At 68.1% G+C, this 17,146-nt stretch carries 13 protein-coding genes and 3 pseudogenes; 8 read left to right on the forward strand and 8 right to left on the reverse strand.

Annotated elements, in window-relative coordinates; translation table 11 throughout:
- The 6 genes and pseudogenes from G205_RS23970 to G205_RS05175 form a co-directional block, all read right to left on the reverse strand.
- Window positions 1-164 (reverse strand): annotated as a pseudogene (locus G205_RS23970) (adenylosuccinate lyase family protein); the annotation flags it as partial.
- Window positions 161-726, reverse strand: a pseudogene (gene pcaG, locus G205_RS05155) (protocatechuate 3,4-dioxygenase subunit alpha). The pseudogenes pcaG and G205_RS23970, both read right to left, overlap by 4 nt.
- A gap of 16 nt (window positions 727-742) precedes the next feature.
- Window positions 743-1,609: a protocatechuate 3,4-dioxygenase subunit beta gene (gene pcaH / locus G205_RS05160; protein ID WP_009357045.1), complete on the reverse strand. Its 867-nt coding sequence runs from the start codon at window positions 1,607-1,609 to the stop codon at window positions 743-745.
- Between the two features lie 46 nt (window positions 1,610-1,655).
- Window positions 1,656-3,524 (reverse strand): bifunctional sugar phosphate isomerase/epimerase/4-hydroxyphenylpyruvate dioxygenase family protein, encoded by a 1,869-nt coding sequence (locus tag G205_RS05165; protein WP_009357046.1) that lies wholly within the window; start codon window positions 3,522-3,524, stop codon window positions 1,656-1,658.
- Window positions 3,524-4,405 (reverse strand): shikimate dehydrogenase, encoded by an 882-nt coding sequence (locus G205_RS05170; protein WP_009357047.1) that lies wholly within the window; start codon window positions 4,403-4,405, stop codon window positions 3,524-3,526. Before G205_RS05170 ends, G205_RS05165 begins: the two co-directional genes overlap by 1 nt.
- A 112-nt stretch (window positions 4,406-4,517) precedes the next feature.
- Window positions 4,518-5,357 (reverse strand): IclR family transcriptional regulator, encoded by an 840-nt coding sequence (locus G205_RS05175; RefSeq protein ID WP_083875014.1) that lies wholly within the window; start codon window positions 5,355-5,357, stop codon window positions 4,518-4,520.
- A gap of 229 nt (window positions 5,358-5,586) precedes the next feature.
- On the opposite strand from G205_RS05175, the gene G205_RS05180 reads away from it, so the two are divergent.
- The 6 genes and pseudogenes from G205_RS05180 to G205_RS05200 all read left to right on the forward strand — a co-directional run bounded on the left by G205_RS05180 (window position 5,587) and on the right by G205_RS05200 (window position 12,123).
- A complete protein-coding gene (locus tag G205_RS05180; RefSeq protein ID WP_009357049.1) occupies window positions 5,587-6,906 on the forward strand; it encodes an MFS transporter in 1,320 nt (439 codons plus the stop codon).
- Between the two features lie 253 nt (window positions 6,907-7,159).
- Complete coding sequence (locus tag G205_RS05185; RefSeq protein ID WP_009357050.1) at window positions 7,160-8,716, forward strand: ABC transporter substrate-binding protein; 1,557 nt, start codon at window positions 7,160-7,162, stop codon at window positions 8,714-8,716.
- 31 nt (window positions 8,717-8,747) lie between these two features.
- Entirely contained in the window at window positions 8,748-9,689 is a 942-nt protein-coding gene (locus tag G205_RS05190) for an ABC transporter permease (RefSeq protein ID WP_009357051.1), read from the forward strand.
- A gap of 55 nt (window positions 9,690-9,744) precedes the next feature.
- Window positions 9,745-10,077, forward strand: a pseudogene (locus G205_RS23700) (ABC transporter permease); the annotation flags it as partial.
- Window positions 10,078-10,165: 88 nt separating this feature from the next.
- Complete coding sequence (locus tag G205_RS23400; RefSeq protein ID WP_268743662.1) at window positions 10,166-10,510, forward strand: ABC transporter permease subunit; 345 nt, start codon at window positions 10,166-10,168, stop codon at window positions 10,508-10,510.
- Complete coding sequence (locus G205_RS05200; protein ID WP_009357053.1) at window positions 10,507-12,123, forward strand: ATP-binding cassette domain-containing protein; 1,617 nt, start codon at window positions 10,507-10,509, stop codon at window positions 12,121-12,123. The genes G205_RS23400 and G205_RS05200 overlap by 4 nt, the downstream gene beginning before the upstream one ends.
- On the opposite strand, the gene G205_RS05205 is transcribed toward G205_RS05200, so the two are convergent.
- Together G205_RS05205 and G205_RS05210 are read right to left on the reverse strand one after the other, a co-directional pair.
- Window positions 12,120-13,208 (reverse strand): ATP-dependent DNA ligase, encoded by a 1,089-nt coding sequence (locus G205_RS05205; protein WP_009357054.1) that lies wholly within the window; start codon window positions 13,206-13,208, stop codon window positions 12,120-12,122. The genes G205_RS05200 and G205_RS05205 overlap by 4 nt on opposite strands.
- 63 nt (window positions 13,209-13,271) lie before the next feature.
- Window positions 13,272-14,195 carry an AEC family transporter gene (locus G205_RS05210; protein ID WP_009357055.1) on the reverse strand — a complete coding sequence of 308 codons (924 nt, stop codon included), beginning with the start codon at window positions 14,193-14,195 and terminating at the stop codon, window positions 13,272-13,274.
- 152 nt (window positions 14,196-14,347) lie between these two features.
- On the opposite strand from G205_RS05210, the gene G205_RS05215 reads away from it, so the two are divergent.
- Both G205_RS05215 and G205_RS05220 read left to right on the forward strand, forming a co-directional pair.
- The gene (locus G205_RS05215; RefSeq protein WP_009357056.1) at window positions 14,348-15,373 is read left to right on the forward strand and encodes a TIGR03885 family FMN-dependent LLM class oxidoreductase; all 1,026 of its coding nucleotides are present in this window, start codon (window positions 14,348-14,350) and stop codon (window positions 15,371-15,373) included.
- Complete coding sequence (locus G205_RS05220; protein WP_009357057.1) at window positions 15,370-17,064, forward strand: alpha-amylase family protein; 1,695 nt, start codon at window positions 15,370-15,372, stop codon at window positions 17,062-17,064. Before G205_RS05215 ends, G205_RS05220 begins: the two co-directional genes overlap by 4 nt.
- The last annotated feature ends 82 nt before the right edge of the window (window positions 17,065-17,146 follow it).

Consider the following 17,146-nt stretch of genomic DNA (forward strand, 5'->3'; position numbering starts at 1 on the left):
TGTTCCAGCGCCGCGGCCCAGCCGGCCTCGACGGCGAGGATCGCCGCCAGTACGGCACCGTCACCCGTCAGCGCAGCCACCATGGGCGATGCGGAGGCGGGCCGGAGCAGGCCGGCGTCGACACCGTGGCCGGCGGCCGCGTTCGGGGCAGCGGCGTCCGTCACTGGAAGTCCAGGAAGACGGTCTCGCCCTCACCCTGGAGGCGGATGTCGAACGTCAGGCCGCCGTCGGGATCACGCCGCGCGATAAGGGTCTTGCGCCGTTCCGGGTCCAGGGAGGACAGCAGCGGGTCCTGGGCCAGGGCCTCCTCGTTTTCCGGCAGGTAGGTGCGGGTGAAGAGCCGGTTGGTCAGGCCGCGGGCAAAGACGGCCACCGAGATGAAGGGGGCCGCGCCGGGCTTGGTGGCACCGGGGTTGACGGTGGTGAAGGTGTAGATACCGGTGTTGCCCACGGCGCCGCGGCCCCACCCGGTGAAGGTGTAGCCGTCGCGGTGGAATGAACCGGTCTGCTGGACGATGTTGCCCTCCGCGTCGGGCTGCCAGATTTCCAGGATGGCGTCCGGGATCGTCTCTCCGGCGCGTCGTAGACGGTGCCCTGGAGGCGGATGGAGCCGGGCGATCCCGGGGCAAGGAGCTCGTTGTCCTTCTCGAACGGCAGCGCGTAGCCGTAGAACGGGCCCACGGTCTGGCCGGGGGTGGGGACGAGCTGGCTGGTCTGGTTGCTCATGTGACTGGTCCTCTGCCTATTCCTCGTCGCCTGCGGCACCAAGTGCCTCGTTTTCGGTCCAGGTCCGCTTGGGACCGGTCAGGACAATGTCCCAGTTGTAGCCCAGGGCCCACTCCGGTTCGGTGAGGCTGTGGTCGTAGCTTGCCACCAGCCGGTCGCGGGCGTCCTGGTCCACGATGGTCTGGTAGATGGGGTCCAACGGGAACAGCTGGTCGCCCGGGAAGTACATCTGGGTGATGATGCGCTGGGTGAACTCGGTGCCGAACAGCGAGAAGTGGATGTGCGCCGGACGCCAGGCGTTCAGGTGGTTCTTCCACGGGTACGCGCCCGGCTTGATGGTGGTGAACCGGTAGGAACCGTCCGGACCGGTGATGCAGCGGCCGATGCCCGTGAAGTTCGGGTCGATCGGTGCCGGGTGCTGGTCGCGCTTATGGATGTACCGGCCGGAGGCGTTGGCCTGCCAGATCTCCACGAGCTGCCCCGCCACCGGGCGGCCGTCGCCGTCCAGGACTTTGCCGGCCACGATGATGCGTTCGCCCTGGGGTTCGCCGTTGTGCTGGATGGTCAGGTCTGATTCCAGGGCGTGGACGTCCTGGTGGCCGAAGGCAGGCGAGAACAGTTCGATGGTTTCCGGATCCGCGTGGTGCAGGCTCTTGGTGGGGTGCCGGAGGATGCTGCTGCGGTACGGCGGGTAGTCCAGCCGGGGCTGGGTTTCCGCCGGGGCGCCGTCCTTCAGTGCACGGGCGTAGGCGTCGGCCAGGCCGTTGATCTCTGCGCTGAGGTCCTGCTGGGTTTCCACGGCTGTGTCCAGGGGCGCATGTCCTGCCTTGGGTTCGGCAGCCGGGACAAGCTCGTCCGTGGGGGCGTTCAATTCGTGCGGCACGGCTGGCTCCTTTCTGGTGTTTGGTTGGGTTTGCAGTGGTGCGGGTTCAGGGGCGGTGCAGGGAGTCGTACTGGACCGCATGCCGAACCGGGGCGTTGGGCGCCCCGTAGCCGTCGTAGTTGCCGCGGCGTTCCACCATCTCGAAGAACACGCTGCCCACCGTGGCGGTGTAGAAGTGCAGGAATTCGCCGTCGGCGTCGCGGTCGTACAGGAGGTTCAGTTCCCGGAGCGTGGCCAGGAAACCGGGTTCGAGATCGAACCGGGCGTCCAGGTCCTCGTAGTAGTTGGCAGGGATCTGCAGGAACTCCAGGCCGCGGCGGCGGGCCTCCCGGGCCGTGGCCACGAGGTCCTCCACCGCGAAGGCGATGTGTTCCTGGTAGGTCTGGCGCACCTCGCTCTGTGCCTGCTGCACGGGTGCGAGGTTGAGCACCAGCCGCACGGCGCCGTCGGACGTCTGCATGACCTGCGAGCGGACCAGGCCGCTGGGGCTGGGAACCTCGGCGAACGGCTGCGGTTCCAAAGCCAGCGCACTGGTGTAGAAGAGGACGGCCTCGTCGAAGTGCTGCCAGGGCTGGGCCAGGTTGACGTGGTCGATGACGGCGCTGGCTCCGCTCGAGGGGTGCTCCAGGCCCTCGCCGAACTCGCGCGTCCACGCCGCGGTGCCGTCCGGGCTGCCCTGGCACAGGAAGATTTCCGTGGAGTCCGGGGCCGCGATGCCCTGGAACACCTCCTCGTCAGCCTGGACCTTGCGGGCCACCACCGGCGCCTTGAGCTGCTGGGCGCGGGCGGAGGCAATGACCGGCGAATCGACGTCGAACCCCAGGGCGGCGATGGCCGGTTCGGTGTGCAGGGCTGCCTGCTCGTTGATGATCACGCGCGCCTGGCCCATGGTCCAGAGCTGGACGTCCTTGGTGCGGTGGCGGCCCTGGAAGGCGAAGCCGAGCTGGCCGAGGAGCTTTTCAAGCTGGGCGGTATCGTCTGCCTTGACCTCGGCGAAGTTGAACCCGGCGGGCTCGTTCACCTTGGGCAGGGTGGCCAGTTCCATGGGATAACGACGGCGGAGGGCGGCGCCGCCGGCCCCTTCGGCGTCCGTGGCGGCGAGCCATTTGGCGCTCTGTTCCTCGAGCCAGATGAGCGACCGCATGGCGTCCACGGCAGTGCGCTCGACGTCGGACTGGCGGAAGACGTCATTGAACACTTCGAGGGAGACGGGACCTGTGTAGCCGGCACGGACCACATGCCCCATGAACTTGGCCAGCTCAAACTGGCCTTCACCGGGGAATACCCGGTAGTGGCGGCTCCAGGAGAGCACGTCCATGGACAGCTTGGGGGCGTCGGCCACCTGGACGAAGAAGATCTTGTCCGCGTTGATCTGCTCGATCGGCGCGGTGTCCCAGTCGCGGGAGAGGATGTGGAAGGAGTCCAGGCAGGTTCCGAGGTTGGGGTGGTCCACCATCTCCACGAGCCGGTACGCGTGCTCGTAGTCGTTCACGTGCTTGCCCCAGGCGAGGGCCTCGTACGCCACCTTGATGCCGTGGTCTCCGGCAAGCCCGGCCAGCTGCGCCAGTTGGGAGGCGCGCAGGCCGTCGTCGTCGATCGTGGCCGTGGCAACGTTGGAGCAGACCAGGATGGTGTCCATGCCCAGGCGGGACATGAGCCCGAACTTCGCCTCAGCCCGGCGGAGGTTGGCCTTGAGCAGGTCCGGGGTGACGCCGTCGAAATCCCGGAACGGCTGGTAGAGGTCCAAACCCAGCCCGAGGTCCGCGGCCATCTTCCGGACATCCTCCGGGCTCAGCGGCGAGGTGACCAGGTCCTGCTCGAAGATCTCGATGCCGTCGAAGCCGGCGATGGCGCAGGCCTGCATCTTTTCCTTGAGGGTGCCGGAGAGGCAGACGGTGGCGATTCCCGTACGCATCAGGCGGCCACCTCCTCGGCGGCCACGAGCTCCAGGAAGTGCGAGCGCATGCGGTCCGGGTCGGCGTCCAGGCCGGTGAAGATCCGGAAAGCGTCGGCCGCCTGGCCCACTGCCATCCGGCCGCCGTCCAGGACGTCACAGCCCTTGGCGCGGGCGCCGCGGACCAGTTCGGTGTCGATGGGGCGGTAGACGATGTCCGCCACCCAGTGGCGTGCTTCCAGCAGGTCAAGGTCAAGGGGTACGCCGGGGTGCGCAGCCATGCCGACCGGCGTGCAGTGCACCAGGCCGTCGGCCAGCGGCATCAGCTGCGGCAGCTCCGCCGTCGTCCGGGCCGTAACGGTGGCGTGCGGGAAGAAGCCTGCCAGTTCCGCCGCCCGCTCCGCGGCGCGCGCAGGGTCCATGTCCACCAGGTCCAGCGTCCTGACTCCGGCGGTGAGCAGGGCATAGGCGACGGCGGATCCGGCGCCGCCTGCACCAAGCTGCACCACGCGGTCCAGCCGTGCACCCGGCAGGCCGGAGGCCAGGGCTGCGGCGAAGCCGGAGAAGTCGGTGTTGTGGCCGATGAAGCGGCCGTCCCGGATGACCACCGTGTTCACGGCGCCCAGCCGGCGGGCGTCCGGGGAGATTTCATCCAGGTGCTGCAGGACCAGCTGCTTGCAGGGATGGGTGATGTTGAGCCCGTTGAATCCGAGGGTGCGTGCACTCTGAAGGAGCTCGCCCACAGCTTCGCCGGGCAGGCCCAGCTCCAGGAGGTCGATGGGACGGTACAGGTAGCGCAGGCCTTGCACATCCCCTTCGCGTTCGTGCATGGGCGGGGTGAGTGACGGCGTGACGCCGTCGCCGACCAGTCCCACCAGGTAGGACTCAGTTCGAGAACTCATCCGTGCAGCTCCTTTGGTAACGGCACCGGACCAGCCCTGCGGCGGTTCCGGTGATGGAAAATACAGTACAGCATTTGTTCACTTATCGCACTCCTGTTCGAGATACGAACTTTTAGCGCTGGGGAAGGCGTGCCGCCAGTTCCGCTGCGGCCTCCTGCAGGAGCGGGACATAGGCCTCGAGCGCCTCGAGGCTGAGCCGGAAGACGGGCACCGCGGTGGCCAGGGACGCGAACGCGTGGCCCTGGGCGTTCAGCAGCGGGACGGCGACGGCGCGCATGCCCGCCTCATTCTCTTCATCCATGACGGCGTAGCCCTGGTGGCGCACCTTCTCGACTTCCTCGCGGAAGGCCTGCCTGTCGGTAATGGATTTTTCCGTCAGCGCCTCCAGCGGCAGTTCGTCCAGCAGCCGCTCGCGCTCCGAATCTTCCGCGAAGGCGACCAGGGCCTTCCCCACCGCCGTGGTGGACAGGGAGCCCAGGTGTCCGGGGTCGCTGGTGACGCGAAAGATCTGCGGCCCATCCACCTTGTTCACGGTGAGATGGTGGAGGCCGTCGCGGACGCTGAGGATGGTTGCCTCACCCGTCTGCCCGGTGACGCGGCGCAGGACCGGGAGGGCGGTGCCGGCAAAGCCGTGATAGCTGGAGACCCGCTGGCCCAGCTGGAAGATGCGCAGGCCAAGGTGGTAGCGGCGCCCGTCCGGCTCATAATCCACAAACCCGTCGCGGGCGAGGGAGCCCAGGAGCCTGTATGTGGTGCTGAACGGCAGCTCCGCGCGGCGTGAGATTTCCGCAGCACTGGCCCCCCGGGGCTCATCACCCAGGAGGACCAGCAGGCCAAGGGCCTTGCCCACCATGTCCGTCCGGTCCCCCGCCCGCGTCTTTTTTCCGCCTGCCGGGGCGCCGGCCTCCTCAGCGGGAACGTCATCGGCCACTGTGGTTTGATTCACACTCATAGCTCGATATTGCCACAATGTGAGAGCTATTTCTAGATCGTGATCATTTTCTTGACAGGTGACTGCCCTCACAGCCATCATTGCTGTATCGCACAAGTAGCTCTCATCATGTGGCTACTCGCCCTGGACCTCCACCGGACTCCAGCCGCATCGCGCCCCGCCCGCACCCAGGCACGGCTGCGATCCCCCAAGATTCACCAGCGACAATGTCGTCACACAAAGGAACTCCATGAGCCAGACTCTTCCGTCCGCCGGAGCGGGTACCGCCACCCATGCCGGGACGCCCAAGAAGGCGGCCCTCGCCAGCTTCCTGGGCAGCGCCGTCGAATACTACGACTTCTTCATCTTCGGCTCGGCAGCGGCGCTGATCTTCCCCACTGTCTTCTTCCCCGACGCTGACGCCAACGCCGCCATCATGTCGTTCGCCACCTTCGGCTTCGCCTATGTGGCACGCCCCGTTGGCGCCGTGATCCTGGGGCACTTCGGTGACAGGATCGGCCGGCGGAAGGTGCTGATGTTCACCCTGATCCTGATGGGCGCCTCCACCTTCCTCATCGGCTGCCTGCCCGACTTCAACACCGTGGGCTGGTGGGCTCCGGCACTGCTGGTCCTGGCCCGGCTCTGCCAGGGCCTTTCCGCCGCCGGCGAGCAGGCCGGTGCATCCTCCATGACGCTGGAACACGCCCCGGACAACCGCCGCTCCTTCTTCACCTCGTGGACCCTCACCGGCACCCAGGGCGGCCAGATCCTCGCGGCCCTCGTTTTCATCCCCGTCCTGGCCCTTCCGGACGAGATCAAGTACGGCATCGGGTGGCGCATCCCCTTCTGGCTGAGCGCCGTGGTGGTCGTGGTGGCGTTCTTCATCCGCCGTACGCTGCACGAGCCGCCCGCCTTCGAGGAAGCCCAGAAGTCCGCGCAGATCTCCAAGCTCCCGGTTGCCGACCTGCTCAAGGGCCACTGGCGGGACGTCCTCCGCGTTATCTGCTGCGCCTTCATCGCCGCCGTCTCCACCGTCTTCGGCACCCTGGCCATCAGCTACGCCAAGACCGTTGCCGGGGTGGACGGGACCATCACGCTGTGGCTGGTGGTCGGCGCCAACCTCGTGGCCCTGGGCACCCAGCCGCTGTTCGGCATGCTCGCGGACAAGATCGGCCGCAAGCCCGTGTTCATCTACGGCGCGGTGGCCAGCGCGGTGCTGACGCCCCTGTTCCTGCTCAGCCTTGAGTCCGGCAGCGTGCCCCTGATGTTCCTGGCCGCCATCGGCATGTTCTCCTGCGGCTACGCAGCCTCCAACGCCGTCTGGCCGTCCTTCTACGCGGAGATGTTCAGCACCAAGGTCCGGTTCTCCGGCCTGGCCATCGGCACCCAGCTCGGCTTCCTGATGGCAGGCTTCGCCCCGGCCATCGTCGCAGCCATGGGCGGCATCAAGGCCGGCGGCTGGGTCCAGATCAGCATCTTCACCGCGGTCATCTGCGCCGTGGCAGCCATCTCGGCCCTCACCGCCAAGGAATCCTTCAAGACCCCCACCCAGCAGCTGGGCCTGAAGTAGGCCGCACACCGTACGGTCCCTCCCGGTTGCTCCCCGGACAGCCCGCCATTTCCCCGGAAACGGCGGGCTTTTCGGTGCCCGGGGACCGGCCGGCGGGCAGTAACCGGGCAGGAAGGCACGACGGCGGCCGGCTGGGTCATCCGGCAGGCAGGGACCGACATCAATTCACGGTTTTCAGGAAGGGAAGGCTACCCTAAGTCGTTCCCATCTTTTTATTCCTGCTTCCCCGGCAGCCCTGCAAGGCGGTATTTTCGTGCGCTCGTTCCTCCGGCCCCGCGTCCTCGTGGCAGCCCTCGCCACCCTTACCCTGGCCGGCTGCGGCTTCAGCGGCACCCAGACCCAGGCCGTCCAGGGCACGGCTGCCGCGGACACCAGCCAGCGGATCGTGGTGGACAACTTCCGCGCGCCGGTGGCCAACTGGGCCATCGAATCCGATGCCGCCTACATCCTTTCGCTGTCCGGCTGCCTGGAAACCCTCACCCGGTTCGACCAGGCACAGGGCAAGGTAGTGCCCATGCTTGCGACAGAGTGGAAGCAGACGTCCCCGCTGGACTGGGACTTCACCATCCGCCAGGACGTTTCCTTCCAGGACGGCACCCCGCTCACCGCGGAGTCGGTGGTTGCCTCGCTGAACCACGTCCTGGACGCCAAAGTGCCGGCCCGGGCCTTCAACCGGACCATGGTCAGCAGCGTCAGCGCCGTGGACGAAAACACCGTCCGTGTGAGCACCCCGGCCGAAAACCCGCTGGTCCCGTACCGCCTGGCAAGCGTCAACACCGGCATCCTCGCCCCGGCGGCCTACAAGGACGCAGAGGTGGACCCGTTCGGCCACTGCACCGGCCCCTTCACCCCCGTCTCGGAAAAAGCGAAGCAGTCCCTGACGCTCGACCGCAACGAAAACTATTGGGGCGGCGAGGTCCAGCTGGCAGGAGCGGAAATTCGCTTCATCACCAACGGCGCCACCCGCGCGGCCCAGGTCCAGACCGGCGAGGCGGACATCTCCCTGTCCATCCCGGTGGCGAGTCTCGCCACCCTGAAGGGCACCGCCGGTGTCACCGTGCTGGGCGCCGATTCGCCGCGCACTGCCACCCTGTACATGAACAACGGCCGCGCACCGCTGGACAACATCGATGTCCGCAAGGCGATCCGCGACTCGCTGGACCTGGAAGCCCTGGCCGCCAGCGTCTACGAGGGCGCTGCCCTGCCCGCCACGGGACCGTTCGCGCCGTCCGAGCCCTGGGCCGGCGAGGCGCAGGAGCAGCACAAGCAGGACCTGGAGGGAGCCCGCGCCCTGCTGGAAAAGGCCGGCTACACCGCCGACCGCCCGCTGGAGATCATCGCAATCGTGGAGCGCGCCGAGTTCGCGGACGTGGCCGCGGTCATCCAGGAGAACCTGAAGAACATCGGCATCCCGCTGTCCATCCAGGCAAAGGAATACGCCTCGGCGGAACCGGATGTGCTGGCGGGCAACTACGACATGCTGCTCAGCCAGCGCAACCGACTGATCGACATCGCCGACCCCATCGGCTTCCTGACGGCCGACTACACCTGCAAGGGCACCTACAACCTGAGCCACTTCTGCGATCCGGAGTACGACCGGATCATTGCCGAGGCGGCCAAGACGGTGGACACCAACGAACGGTACAAGCTGTACGCGGAGGCCGGACAGATCCTCCAGGACAAGGCGGTCAACGCCTGGCTGGTTAACGAGCAGGCCACCGACGCCGTCCGCACCAACGTCCTTTCCTACGTCCAGGACCCGCTGTCCCGCTATGTCCTGACGGCAAAGACGGCCAAGGCCGCCTCCTAGCCCCCAAGTCCCTCGAACACCGGACCACCGCATGCTGCAGTTCATCGCCAAACGGACGGCCACCCTGGTGGCCGCCGTCGCTGTGTCCTCTTTCGCGGTGTTCCTCATCCCCTACGTCACCCCCGGCGACCCGGTCCGGAAGATCATCCGGTCCAGGGTCGCCGGCGATGCCATCGAGGACTCCTCCGTCCAGGCCCTCGCCGAGAGCCTGGGACTGAACGATCCCCTCGCCGCCCAGTACTTCCGGTGGCTGGGCGACTTCTTCAGCGGTGACATGGGGCTGTCCTACGTCAGCCGCACCCCCGTCGCAGAGCAGGTCCTGCCCGCGCTTGCCGTCACGCTCAGCCTCGTGGCCATGTCGCTGGGGCTCGCCGCCGCCGTCGCCCTTCCGCTCGGCATCATCTCCGGGCTGCGTCCGGGCAGCATGCCGGACAAGGCCATCACCGCCGTGACCCAGGCGTTCATCGCCATGCCGGAGTACTGGGTGGCACCGGTTCTGGTCCTGGTCTTCGCCCTCAAGCTCTCGGTGCTGCCCACGGCCGGCTGGAACGACATGTCCTCGGCAGTCCTTCCTGCCCTGACCCTGGCACTGCGGCCCATCAGCTTCTTCACCTCCGCGGTCCGCGCCGGCATCATCGACGCAGCAGCAGCGGACCACGTGCCGGCCGCCCGGGCCCGCGGCCTGAGCCAGGCCCAGTCCATCATCCGCCATGTCATTCCCAACGGGCTGGTGCCCCTGTCCACCCTGTTCGCTGTCTGGTTCGCCGGGCTGCTGGGCGGCTCGGTGATCGTGGAGGTGATCTTCGCCGTGCCCGGCATGGGCCGCCTGCTCTTCGATTCCGTGGTCAACAGCGACATCCCCCTGGCACAGGGCGGCGTGGTGGTGGTCGTGGCGCTGGCCGTGGGGGTAACCACCCTGGCCGATTTCGTCCACCGCTTCCTCAACCCCACGGTGGGAGGTTCCCTTGCGTAGCCGGATCAGCGTGACCGCGGTTGCCGGATCAGTCCTTGCCCTGATCGTCCTGGCGGTGCTGCTTGCCCCGTGGATCTCGCCCTACCCGCCCGCGGAGCAGAACCTGGCACTGCGCCTGGCACCGCCGTCGGCAGCGCACTGGCTGGGTACCGACAACCTGGGCCGGGACACGCTGAGCCGGATCCTGGAGGGTGGCCGGTTCTCCATGTCCGTCGCCGCCTTGGCAACGGTGCTGACGTGCATCCTGGGGGTGGGCATCGGCATCCTCAGCGCCCGGCGACGTGGCTGGGTGGATGAGTTCCTCACCCGCACGAACGATGTCCTGCTCGCGCTGCCGGAGATGGTAGTGGCGCTGTTCATCGTCGCGGCCCTCGGCACCGGATTCGGTCCCCTGCTGCTGGCGCTCACCGTCACCGGCTGGACGCCCTTCGCCCGGCTGGCACGGACTTGCCTACGACGTCTCCGCCCGCGGGTTCGTGGATGCCGCCAGGGTGCTGGGCTGCAGTCCGCGCTTCGTTATCTTCCGGCACGTCCTGCCGCACCTTGCCGCCCCGATCCTGGGCCAGGCCACCCTGCGGTTCGGCCACCTGCTGATCAGCGTAGGCGCCCTCTCCTACCTCGGCCTGGGCGTCCAGCCGCCGCAGTCGGACTGGGGCTCCATGCTGGCCGCGGCGCAGCCGTTTGCCGACCGTGCACCGCTGGGCATCCTGGCCCCGGGCCTGGTCATCTTCACGGTTGCCCTCTGTGTCACCCTGCTGGGCCAGCGCGCCGCCCACATGGCCGCCGGGCCCCTGCTGCTTCCGACGGCGGCGGACACGTGAGCGCCCGGCTGGTGCTGGACGGCCTGGAGGTCCGGCACAAAACCGACGACGGCGGACACGGCCGCCGTTTGCTGTCCGGCGTCTCCCTCGCCGTCGAGCCCGGTGAGTTCGTGGCCCTGGTGGGCAGTTCGGGGTCGGGGAAGACGCTCACCGCCATGTCGTGCCTGCGGCTGCTGCCCCCGCAGCTGGAAATCACCGCAGGGTCCATCCGGCTGGGGGACCAGGACCTGGCGCGCGCCCGCGAACCCGAACTCAACGCGGTCCGCGGCGGGCGGCTGGGCATGCTGTTCCAGCAGCCCAAGCGGATGTTCAACCCCAACCGGACCATCGGGAACCACCTCAAAGAGCCGCTGCGCCTGCACGCCGGGCTGCGCGGGTCCAAGGCCCGGGCCAAGGCCCTGGAGCTGCTGGCGGAGGTTGGTTTCGCCGACCCCGGCAATGGCCTTCGCTCTTTCCCGCACCAGCTTTCGGGCGGCATGGCCCAGCGCGCCATGACCGCCCTGGCGCTGGCCGGCCAACCGGACATGCTCCTGGCCGATGAGCCTACGTCAGCCCTGGACAAGATGCTTGAACGCCAGGTGCTGCAGCTGCTGGACCGCGAGCGCCGGGAGCGCGGGCTCGGCATCCTGTACATCACGCACAACCTGGCGTCCGTCGCCGCTTACGCGGACCGCGTCCTGGTCATGAACGCCGGCAGCATCGTGGAGGACGGACCCGCAGGTGAGCTGCTTACCCGCCCCGCAACGGAGTATGCCCGGGACCTGCTGGCCGCGGCGCAGCTGGCACCCGCCTCCCGGCGTCGTCCGTCCCCCGGAGAAGGCGACGTGCTGGTCCTGGACAAGGTGGGCAAGCGCTTCGGGCGCAGGCGCGGCAGTACCGTGCTGGAAGATGTCTCACTCACGCTCCGCCGCGGGGAGATCCTGGGCGTCCTCGGCCAGTCCGGGTCCGGCAAGAGCACCCTGGCCAAGGCCATCGTCGGGCTTGAGGAGGCCAGCACCGGGATTATCAGCCGGCGGTTCGACGGCGGCGCCGCCCGGCCCACGGCGGTGCAGCTGGTGTTCCAGGAGCCGCACGGCGCGTTCGACCCCCGCATGACCCTGCGGGCAAGCCTGCAGGCACCGCTGCCGCCGCGGCGGGACCTCCCGCCCGCCCAGCGGGACGAGCGGATCGCGGCCGCCTTCAAGGAGGTGGAGCTGGATGCCGCCCTCCTGGACAAGCGCCCCGGCCAATGCTCCGGCGGCCAGCTGCAGCGGGCCACCATCGCCCGCGCCCTCCTGCTCGAACCTAAAGTGCTGATCTGCGACGAAGCCACCTCAGCCCTGGACGCGCTCACGCAGCGGACCATCCTGAACCTGCTGCTGCGGCTGCAGCGTGAGCATGACCTGTCCCTGATCGTGATCTCCCACGACATGGACGTGGTGCGGTACATGTGCGACAGGGTGGCGGTCCTGCTCGAGGGTAGGGTTGTGGAGGTGGCCGAAACGCGCGACTTTTTCGCCGCCCCGCGGCACCCGCACAGCCGGGCACTGGTGGACGCGTCCATTCCCTGCCGCGCGGACGGCCTGTGGAGCATGCTGGACGCCAGGAACCCGGCAGTCCGGGGCAACGGCTAGGGCCGGCCGGTCTCCAGGACCGAGGCGAGGTCAAAGTTGACCGGCTCCTCCAGCTGCGCGTAGGTGCACGACTCCGGGTCCCGGTCCGGGCGCCAGCGGTTGAACTGGGCGGTGTGCCGGAACCTGTCCCCCTCCATGTGGTCGTACCGGACCTCCACCACCAGTTCCGGCCGCAGCGGCACGAAGGACAGGTCCTTGCCGGCGCTCCAGCGGCTGCCCTCGGCGTTCCGCGGCGTCCGTTCGCCTTCCTCCTGCTTCGCCCATGCCCAGGGGTGGTTGTCGAAATCGGTCACCAGGGGCTGCAGTTCCTGGAACAGCTCCTTGCGGCGCTTCATCGGGAAGGCGCCGATCACGCCAACGCTCGCCAGGCCGCCGTCGTCCTTGTACAGGCCCAGGAGCAGCGAGCCGATGCTGTCCGGCCCGCTCTTGTGCAGCCGGTAGCCGGCCACCACGCAGTCGGCCGTGCGCTCGTGCTTGATCTTGAACATCACCCGCTTGTCCGGTTCGTACCGGCCATCCAGCCTCTTGGCCACCACGCCGTCCAGGCCGGCGCCCTCGAACTGCTCGAACCATTTGCCGGCGGTGTCCTTGTCCGTGGTGGCGGCCGTGAGGTGGACCGGTGCCTTGCTGGCCGCCAGCGCCTTCTCCAGCGCGGCGCGGCGTTCGGAAAAGGGCCTGCCGGTGTAGTCGTCATCGCCCAGGGCCAGGAGGTCGAAGGCCACGAAGGATGCCGGGGTCTGCTCCGCCAGCAGCTTCACCCGGCTGGCGGCGGGGTGGATGCGCTGCTGCAGGGTGTCGAAGTCCAGCCGGTCGCCCGAGGCGCCCACCAGGATGATTTCCCCGTCCACCACGCACCGCGGCGGCAGGTTCTCCTTCAGCGCCGCCACCAGCTCGGGAAAGTACCGGGTCATCGGCTTTTCGTTGCGGCTGCCGATTTCCAGCTCGTCCCCGTCGCGGAAGATGATGGACCGGAAGCCGTCCCACTTGGGTTCGTAGCTGAGGCTCCCTGTCCCCGGAATACCGTCGATGCCGCTGACGGATTTGGCGAGCATGGGCGGGACAGGCGGCATCACGGGAAGTTCCATGTGCCCATTCTTGCCCGGGGGCGGCCGGCGCGGAACCCCTGCCCTGCCTGCCGGCGCGGCGGATCAGCCTGCGAGCAGCCAGACGATGAGGATCAGCGCCGGCGCCGCAGCGGCCGTGGAGAGCATGATGGTTTCCCTGGCCACGGCCACTCCCCGGCCGTACTTGCTGGCGAACAGGAAGGCGTTCTGGGCGGAGGGGAGCGCAGCCATGAGGACAACGCCCAGGAGCATGGGCTGGTCCAGGTTGAACAGGAAGCGACCGACGACGAACGCCACCGCCGGCATCACCGCGGACTTGAGCACGGTGGCGGTGAGGATCTCCGCCGTATGCCCGCCGCTGCCCAGCATCCGGCTGCCGTGCAGCGACATGCCGAACGCCAGCAGCACCACCGGCACGGCCGCGCCGCCGAGCAAGGCCAGCGGGGCCATCACCGGCTCAGGCAGCTCCACGTTGAACGCCGCCAGCACCACGCCCAGGAGGGTGGCGATGATCATGGGATTCCGGAACGGCTGCGTCAGCATCAGCCGCGGCGAGAACCTGCCGGCGGCCGAAAGGTCCAACAAGGTGAGCACCAGCGGCGCCAGCAGGAGCAGCTGGACCAGGAGCACCGGTGCCACGGGGGTGGCGTCCCCCAGCGCGTACAGGGTGATGGGGATGCCGATGTTGTTGGCGTTGACGTAGGAACTGGCCATGGCGCCGACCGCCGTTTCGGCGAGCGGCCTCGGGAACCACAGCCGGCTGATCACCACGTACAGCAGCGCGGTGACCAGTGCGGTAAGCAGGGCCAGCGGCACGTAGGCAGAGAACACCACGCTGACGTCCGATTCCAGGACCACCGTGAACAGCAGGACCGGGTTGGTGATGAAGAACGCCGTGCGCGTCAATGCCGTGACGGTGGGCTCGCCGCCCAGGCCGCAGCGCGCCGCGATGTACCCCACGGCGATCACGACGCCGATCACCGCCAGCCCGATCAGCACGCCTCCCATTGAGGTACTTCCTTCCCGTTCCGCCGGCCCCCGCATCGTCGGCAGGAACGCAGTACTACAAGTTCCAAACTTATCCGACAAGTGGACGGGTTTGGGCACCGCCGTCCGGGATGCCCTCGACAGGGCACCGTACCGGACGGTAGAGGTTAACGATGGTTACCGTCGGCTTTCACGCCTCCCACGAACAGATCAGTCCCGGCCAGCTGCTCCAGGATGTCCAGCATGCGGAGCGCGCAGGCTTTGACGCCGCCATGTGCTCCGACCACATCGAGCCGTGGTCCGCACGCCAGGGCCATTCCGGGTTCGCCTGGTCCTGGCTGGGGGCCGCCCTGGCCACCACCGGCCTCCGGTTCGGGGTGGTGACGGCACCGGGCCAGCGCTACCACCCGGCAATCATCGCCCACGCGTCCGCGACCCTCGCCGGGATGTTCCCGGGACGGTTCTGGTTCGCCCCCGGCAGCGGCGAAAACATGAACGAGCACATCACCGGCGATGCCTGGCCGGCCAAGGACATCCGGCAGCGCCGGCTGGAAGAGTGCGTTGACGTCATCCGCAGGCTGCACCGCGGTGAGGAAGTCACGCACCGCGGCCTGGTGACGGTGGAGCAGGCGCGGATCTGGGATGTCCCGGATTCTCCGCCGCCGCTGATTGCGCCCGCCATCAGCGTGGAGACAGCACGACGTGCCGCCGCCTGGGCGGACGGGCTGGTCACCGTCAACCAGCCTGCCGACAAGCTGCGGGACATGCTGGCCGCCTACCGGGACAACGGCGGACAAGGCAAGGCCGTGCTGCAGGTCCACCTTTCGTGGGCGTCCCGCGAAGAGCAGGCTGCTGCCATCGCCGTGGACCAGTGGCGGACCAACACGTTCGCCCCGCCTGTGCCCTGGGACCTGCCGACGGCCGGGCATTTCGACGGCGTGGGCGAGCATGTGGGCGAGGAGCAGGTCCGCACAAGCGTCAACGTATCGGCAAGCCTGGAGCAGCACGTGGACTGGCTGGCCGGTTACGCCGAGCTCGGGTTCGACGAGCTCTACCTGCATTTCGTGGGCCAGGAGCAGGCTCCCTTCATCGACGCGTTCGCGGCGGACGTCCTGCCCCACCTGCGGACATCCGGCGGAGCGCCTGAACCGCAGCTTGCCGCAGCGGCTGCCGAACCGTCGTCGGAGGCCCGGGCATGAGGCTCGCCGAGACGTCCGACCTGTGGTGGAAGAACGCGGTCATCTACTGCCTGGACGTGGAGACGTTCTTTGACGACGACGGCGACGGCACCGGAGATTTCGCCGGGCTGACCCAGCGGGTGGACTACCTGGCCGCCCTGGGCGTGACCTGCATCTGGCTCATGCCGTTCTACCCGTCCCCGGACCGGGACGACGGCTATGACGTGACGGACTTCTTCGCCGTGGACTCCCGGCTGGGCACGCTCGGCGACCTGGTGGAGTTCATCCGCGCCGCCAAGGACCGGGGCATGCGCGTGATCGCGGACTTCGTGGTCAACCACACCTCCGACCAGCACCCGTGGTTCGTCGAGGCCAGGAAATCGACGGACAACCCGTTCCGCGACTTCTACGTGTGGCGCCAGGACACTCCCCCGGACACGTCCTCCGAGGTGGTCTTCCCCGGGGAGGAGAATTCGCTGTGGACGCAGGACGACGCCACGGGCGAGTGGTACCTGCACATGTTCGCCAAGCACCAGCCGGACCTCAACGTCACCCATCCCGGCGTCCGGGACCAGATCGCGAAGGCGATGGGACTGTGGCTGGAACTGGGGCTGGACGGTTTTCGGCTGGATGCCGTGCCGTTCTTCCTGGAGACCCGCGGCCAGCCCAAGGATGAGGCCGCCAACCTGGACCCGCACGAGTACCTTGCGGCGCTCCGCAGCTTTGTGAGCCGCCGCAACGGCAGCGCGGTGCTGCTGGGCGAGGTGAACCTGCCCTACAAGGAGCAGCTGGAGTACTTCGGCGGTCCCGAGGGCAACGAGCTGAACATGCAGTTCGACTTTATGTCGATGCAGCACATCTACCTGTCGCTGGCCCGGCAGGATGCCCGCCCGCTCGCGGAGACGCTCAAGAGCCGGCCGGCCATCCATCCGGACAACCAGTGGGCCATGTTCGTCCGCAACCATGACGAACTCACCCTGGACAAGCTCAGCGACGGCGAGCGGCAGGAGGTTTTCGCCGCCTTCGGGCCGGACAAGAACATGCAGATCTACGGCCGGGGCCTGCGCCGCAGGCTGCCGCCGATGCTGGGCGGCGACCAGGAACGGATCCGGATGGTGTACTCGCTGATGTTCTCGCTGCCGGGCACGCCCGTGCTGTTCTACGGCGAGGAGATCGGCATGGGCGAGGACCTTCGGCAGAAGAGCCGCGCCGCCGTGCGCACCCCCATGCAGTGGACCAGCGAAAAGAACGGCGGCTTTTCCAGTGCCAAGGCAGCGGACCTGGTGGCTCCGCTGGCCAGGGGCGACTACGGGCCCGGCCGGGTCAACGCCGCCGCGGCCAAGCGGGACCCGGACTCGCTGTTCAACTTCATGGCCACGCTGATCCGCCGCTACCGCGAGTCCGCGGAGCTGGGCTGGGGTGAATTCAACGTCATTGACCAGCCGGAGCCCGCGGTGTTCGCCCATACCTGCAGTTCCGACGGCGGGACGCTGGTGCTGCTGCACAACTTTGGCGAGGACCCGGTGAAGGTCAGCGGCCTGGTGGGTGGAGAGGACGCCCCGCCGCAGGCCTACAAGGACGCCATGCTGCTGGACCTGTTCGACGGCGACAACGTGGAACTGGAGCCCGGCGGCGGCTTTACGGCCGAGCTGGGGCGCTACGGATACCGTTGGTTCCGGGTGCACCGGAAGGGGGACCGGCTGGCGCCATAAGCGATGCACCGAAATCCAACTGTTCGCTAGACGAACATTTGTACGTTAAGAGAACTGCCATGTAGTCTTCTTGCTTATGCCG

The sequence above is a fragment of the Arthrobacter nitrophenolicus genome, assembly GCF_000332815.1.
Classification (GTDB): domain Bacteria; phylum Actinomycetota; class Actinomycetes; order Actinomycetales; family Micrococcaceae; genus Arthrobacter; species Arthrobacter nitrophenolicus.